This window comes from Pseudomonas defluvii (assembly GCF_001695625.1).
Lineage (GTDB): Bacteria > Pseudomonadota > Gammaproteobacteria > Pseudomonadales > Pseudomonadaceae > Aquipseudomonas > Aquipseudomonas defluvii.
The window spans coordinates 1-4,533 of sequence record NZ_MBPN01000195.1 but is presented as its reverse complement, the minus strand read 5'-3'; the positions used below and the strand labels follow the sequence as shown (position 1 = coordinate 4,533).

The following is a 4,533-nucleotide window of genomic DNA, read 5'->3' as shown; positions in this document are numbered from 1 at the left end:
TTAATCCACCCGTTTGTTTACCGATATTTTTCGTGACGACGCGTCCCGAGTTGCAGCTTGGGCAAGGGCTATACATATATAGGTCCTCTCAAGTGATGAGCGTGCCGAGCTAAGAGCTGGCACACCAAATCCCCAACGGCAGTCGATACTGTGGGGCATTCATAGAGGTGATATAGATTTGAAATATTTTTGGATCCAATTTTAGATTAAGCTATCGCTGCTGAAGTAGCCGGATATTGGTCCTGACGGCTCTGAGGAAGGGGAGGGTCGAAAATGATGTCCCGAAGAAGTGGGAAAGCCCTCTTGGCGTTGGCCGAAACTGAACCAGGTGATCGGCACGTTTCAACCACTCGACCTGCGCTGTAGCAGGTTGGCTGATAATTGAGGGCCTGATCTGGGATCTTCTCGTACCTGTGAGTGGTGCTGGTATGACGATTCCCAGTTCTAGCGCGATGGCTGGCGGGATGCAGTGGCAACCCTGTGCCGGATCATCGGCCAGATCGAATCCGGTGAATTGCCTGTGAGCAACGTTAAGGGCCTGGCCATGATTGGGGCTGGGGGAGACGTACTGAGCGAGGTGCTCCTACCTGGTGTCAATTGACGTTCTTTTCCGCCATTACCCATGCGTCCAGCATGTCGGCCCACTGTTGCATCATCTTGGCACGATCAATCAAGTATTCTGCGTGGTTGTAGGTGCGACGGACTGCGTTCTGTTCGGTATGTGCCAACTGCCGTTCGATCCAGTCTGCTGAAAAGCCCATTTCATTGAGCCTGGTACTGCCTGTTGTACGTGTGGCGTGCGGGCTGTACTTGCCGCCCCAGCCCAGTGTGTTGAGCATCTGACGGAATGAGGCAGCCACCATAGGCTGAGTGCGCACGTCTCGATGCGGAAATACATGGTCGTATTTGCCTGTGACTCCGTGGAGGGCCTGTAGCATTTCCACTGCTTGGGTGGGAAGTGGGCTCGTGTGTTCTTTCCGCTTTTTCATCCGCTCGGCTGGAATGCGCCAGATGGCCTTGTCCAGGTCAAACTCCGACCATTTAGCCTCTACTGCTTCATTTGGGCGGCACAGAGTCAGCCACATAAGGCGGAAGGCGCAGAGGGTTTCATGGCGTCCGCCGTGAGTTTCCACGTCTCGAAGTAGCTGGCCAATTTCTTCTGTAGAAAGCGGTCGTTTGTGCTGGGTTTTGTTTGCGGGCAGCGCTCTGCGAACTGGGTGAACGGGGTCACTGCTGGCGCGTAAGGTCGAGATTGCCAGTTCGAAAACGCCAGACATGGTTCTCTTGGCTTCAGCGGCGACCGATGGCCCATTGTCCTGTGCGGCTCCCTTCAGCACTTCAAGGATGTGGGCGGATGTGATGGCTTTGATGGGCATATCCCCGATTCTCGGAAACACGACTCGCTCCAACATCTTAAGTCGCCTTGACTTGGTGATTTCCTCCCAATCCTTCAATGCTAGCCATTCGTTGGCAACCGCTTCAAAGGTAATGGTTCTCTCGTGATCACGCTTGACCCGTTCTAATTGCCGGTGATGGGCAGGATTGATTCCTTGCACGACGAGTGAACGCGCTTTTACGCGTTCGTCACGAGCCTCTGATAACGTGAATCGACGTCCGTTTCGCCGCTCCTGTGCCTGCTCGGGCGTTTCCCCCCTCGTGACAATCACATAGTCCCCAATAGCGAAAACGCTTTCCTTCCTGGTGTTGCCATCGCTCAACTCAAACCGATAGCGCCAGGCCTTAACGCCATTGGTTTTTACTTCTAGGTACAGGCCATTTCCATCCGTGAGTTTGTAGGGTTTGTCCTTGGGCTTCGCTGTACGGCACTGGGTATCGGTGAGTGGCATGACTGCTTCCTACTCGTGTACCCGGTTTCTGGGTCGGGTATGGGTTTGTTATACCCGGAAGCGTACCCGGTAAAGGTATGGATCTCAATGATCCTGATGGGCGTTCATGGACAATAAAAAACCCTTGAAGTGGCTATCTTCAAGGGTTTTGATGTCCATCGAGATCTACAGGGATCTAAATTACCACTTAGACGTTAAAGCGGAAGTGCATTACATCGCCATCTTTGACGATGTAGTCCTTGCCTTCCAGGCGCCATTTACCGGCTTCTTTCGCGCCGGCTTCGCCGTTGTACTTGATGAAGTCATCGTAGGAGATCACTTCGGCACGGATGAAGCCTTTCTCGAAGTCGGTGTGGATCACGCCGGCAGCCTGTGGGCCGGTGGCGCCAACGCGAACGGTCCAGGCGCGAACTTCCTTCACGCCAGCGGTGAAGTAGGTCTGCAGGTTGAGCAGGGCGTAGCCCGCGCGGATCACGCGGTTCAGGCCAGGCTCTTCCAGGCCGAGGGATTCGAGGAACATGTCCTTCTCTTCACCGTCGTCCAGTTCGGCGATTTCCGCTTCGATCTTGTTGCACACCGGCACCACGATCGCGCCTTCTTCTTCGGCAATGGCCTTGACCACGTCCAGGTGCGGGTTGTTCTCGAAGCCGTCTTCGGCCACGTTGGCGATGTACATGACCGGTTTGCTGGTCAGCAGGTGGAAGCCACGGATCAGGGCTTTCTCGTCATCCGCCATGTGCTTCATCAGGCTGCGCGCAGGCTTGCCTTCGGTGAAGTGCGGGATGAGCTTTTCCAGAATGGCTTTCTGGGCCAGGGCGTCCTTGTCACCACCTTTGGCGTTACGCGCGACTTTCTGCAGTTGCTTCTCGCAGCTGTCGAGGTCGGCGAAGATCAGTTCCAGGTCGATGATTTCGATGTCGCGCTTGGGGTCGACACTGTTGGAGACGTGAATCACGTTATCGTCTTCGAAGCAGCGCACCACGTGGGCGATGGCATCGGTCTCGCGGATGTTGGCGAGGAACTTGTTGCCCAGGCCTTCACCTTTCGAGGCGCCGGCGACAAGGCCTGCGATATCGACGAATTCCATGGTGGTGGGCAGCACCCGCTCAGGCTTGACGATGGCAGCCAGGGCGTCCAGGCGTGCATCGGGCATCGGTACGATGCCGCTGTTCGGCTCGATGGTGCAGAAGGGGAAGTTCTCTGCCGCGATACCGGATTTGGTCAAGGCGTTGAACAGGGTGGACTTGCCGACGTTGGGCAGGCCGACGATGCCGCAATTGAATCCCATGGTGAATCCCTCTTCGTGGAGTCAGGCCTTCTGGCTGTGCAGCTCTCTCATCGCACGCGTCCAATCGCCGGCGAGGATGTCCGGCAGCACGCCGAGGGCAAAATCGATACTGGCATCCAGTTTTTCCTGCTCGGCGCGTGGCGCCTTGCCCAGGACAAAACCGGACACCTTGCTGCTGTCACCCGGGTGGCCGATGCCAAGCCGCAGACGGTGAAAGTTATTCTGATTGCCGAGCTGCGCGATGATGTCGCGCAGGCCGTTGTGCCCGCCGTGGCCGCCACCGAGCTTGAGCTTGGCGACGCCGGGAGGCAGGTCGAGTTCGTCGTGGGCCACCAGGATGGCTTCTGGCGGTATACGGAAAAAACCGGCCAGTGCCGCGACGGCTTGGCCGCTGCGGTTCATGTACGTGGTGGGTATCAGCAGACGAACGTCTTTGCCCTGATAGCTGAACTTGGCTGTCAGGCCGAAATACTTGCGGTCAGCGGTCAGGTTGACGCGCTGGGCGCTGGCGATGCGTTCTACGAAAAGAGCCCCTGCGTTATGCCGGGTCTGTTCGTATTCGGGGCCGGGGTTTCCCAGGCCGACGATCAGTTGAATGGCGGTCACGTCAGGGGCTCTTCCTTGGAGTTGTGGGCCACGCGTTACGGCTGCGTGGCCCGGGCAACACCGGCGTGCTGAGTAAAATTACTCGGCAGCGCCTTCAGCTTCAGGCGCAACACGCGGAGCGTGAACGTTGGCTACTGCCAGGTCGTTGCCGTGAGCCAGTGCGACGAACTCGACGCCTTTCGGAGCTTTCAGGTCCGACAGGTGAACGATGGTGCCGACTTCGGCGTTAGCCAGGTCAACGGTGATGAACTCAGGCAGGTCTTTGGCTTCGCAAGAAACTTCGATTTCAGCCACTACGTGGGAGATCTCGCCGCCTTTCTTGATTGCAGCTTCTTCGTTTACGAAGTGAACTGGAACCTTGGCAGTCAGTTTCTGGCCAGCAACAACGCGAACGAAGTCGGCGTGCAGGATGATGCCTTTCGATGGGTGACGTTGCAGAGCTTTAACAACAACGTTCTGCTTGTCGCCGTCGACATTCAGTTCGATAACGTGGCTGAAAGCAGCTTCGTTTTCGAACAGCTTGGCGATTTCTTTAGCCAGGATGCTGACCGATACAGGGGCAGCGTCGCCACCGTATACAACAGCAGGAACTTGGCTGGCGAGACGACGCAGGCGGCGGCTCGCACCTTTCCCCAGGTCGTTACGCGCTTCGGCGTTCAGGATGAAATCAGTCATTTTGTATCTCCAAAATAGCCTCTCCGGTTTGGCGTTTGCGACCAGCGCCAAAGCGGGGTTGGCAAAAAAGCCCCGCCCCAACAACCAGTGTTGGGGCGGGGCGCTTTACGTCAACGT

General features: G+C 56.7%; 4 protein-coding genes. All 4 read right to left on the bottom strand.

The window, feature by feature from the left end; all coding sequences use genetic code 11:
• Positions 1 to 593: 593 nt before the first annotated feature.
• Entirely contained in the window at positions 594 to 1,847 is a 1,254-nt protein-coding gene (locus EKA13_RS26040; RefSeq protein WP_065761928.1) for a tyrosine-type recombinase/integrase, read from the bottom strand.
• Positions 1,848 to 2,034: 187 nt separating this feature from the next.
• Positions 2,035 to 3,135, bottom strand: coding sequence for a redox-regulated ATPase YchF (ychF, locus tag EKA13_RS26035; RefSeq protein ID WP_065761927.1), 1,101 nt, complete (start codon positions 3,133 to 3,135; stop codon positions 2,035 to 2,037).
• A gap of 21 nt (positions 3,136 to 3,156) precedes the next feature.
• Entirely contained in the window at positions 3,157 to 3,741 is a 585-nt protein-coding gene (pth, locus tag EKA13_RS26030; RefSeq protein WP_065761926.1) for an aminoacyl-tRNA hydrolase, read from the bottom strand.
• A 78-nt stretch (positions 3,742 to 3,819) separates the two neighbouring features.
• Complete coding sequence (locus EKA13_RS26025; protein WP_065761925.1) at positions 3,820 to 4,416, bottom strand: 50S ribosomal protein L25/general stress protein Ctc; 597 nt, start codon at positions 4,414 to 4,416, stop codon at positions 3,820 to 3,822.
• Positions 4,417 to 4,533 lie beyond the last annotated feature (117 nt).